The 1,168-nt window shown below is 45.1% G+C and carries 1 protein-coding gene; it reads right to left on the reverse strand.

Going from position 1 to position 1,168, the window contains the following annotated elements; genetic code table 11:
• Window positions 1-1,124 (reverse strand): hypothetical protein (locus tag NATSA_RS15305; protein WP_210513491.1); only part of this gene is annotated, 1,124 nt, incomplete at its 3' end.
• Window positions 1,125-1,168 lie beyond the last annotated feature (44 nt).

The raw sequence follows: 1,168 nt of genomic DNA on the forward strand, positions 1-1,168 counted from the left end.
AGTCCCGGCTCAGACTCTTTGAATGAGGCTGCCTGACCGCAACGATTGGTAATAAAATACTCCGGATTTTGTGTGGTTGACCTGCTCATGGTCAATTCAAGAGGTGGATCTATACGCTCAACGTGCAGTTCATCTTCACTCAATCGGGTGTAAACAAGGTCTATGCGAAAATTGTCTGGTGGGACCTGATAGGTAAAAACATTCCCATCTACACTGACAAATTCACCAATATTGACCTCATAACAATTGTTATTATTGTTGTAGAAGGCATCAAAAGCACGTTCTTTTTCCACAACAAACCAGTCGTCAGGTCGATCGGGGTATTGCCATACACCACCAAAACGGATCATCCCGGAAGCACTTGCTACTTCTTGTTCATTATTTGAGAATACACTGTTTCCATTTGAGTGTATGTCCCCTCCCAACTGGATCAATAGCCCGACACATGATTCAGGGCTTCCTGTACCACATCCGGAAAACCCCAACCCGTATCCAATGTAACCTGAGGTTTCTGAGAGTTCCGGATAGGATTCACTTGTTAATGCAGCTGTGACACCAACAAGAGCTCCAAAGCAGGGAAGTGCTGCAAGCCCAGCGGAAAAAATAGTGGCCTTCGCACATGCAAATGTACCTACGGCAATGCCCGCCCCTGTTATCAGGTCACCGGTTGTCAAATCAAGATCAAATTGAACTTGTAGTTTTTTGTTTACACTTTCGTTAGGCTCAAAATTTTCATCAAGCTGCACGCCTTCTTCCGTGACAATAGATCCGTCAGGATCTATTCGTGCGACATCCACCAGGCCATTACGATAATTTCCCATTAAATAGATATACTCACCGTCGGTCACTTTGGATGGACGTCCGAACTCATCAACCGTAACTAATAATGAACCTTCGTCGGTGTGGTAAACGATATTTGTCAAATCACCGGTTTCCGGATCAACCATTGCTCCCAAGAATTCACCACTTTCATGAGTGGCAATAACCGGCATCAGGGGATCATCTGTGGTCGATACAGCAAGGCCGTCATACAAGTCAGGGTCATCTTCCTTGTCCGAGCCAAATATGCCGCAACCACTCACGATCACAAGTAAGGCTAACCATACCAAAGCTGTTTTTTTCATAGTTTCTATCCCTGAAGTTGGTTTATAAATCCGACCCGCTTACG

This window comes from Natronogracilivirga saccharolytica, from assembly GCF_017921895.1.
GTDB lineage: Bacteria > Bacteroidota > Rhodothermia > Balneolales > Natronogracilivirgulaceae > Natronogracilivirga > Natronogracilivirga saccharolytica.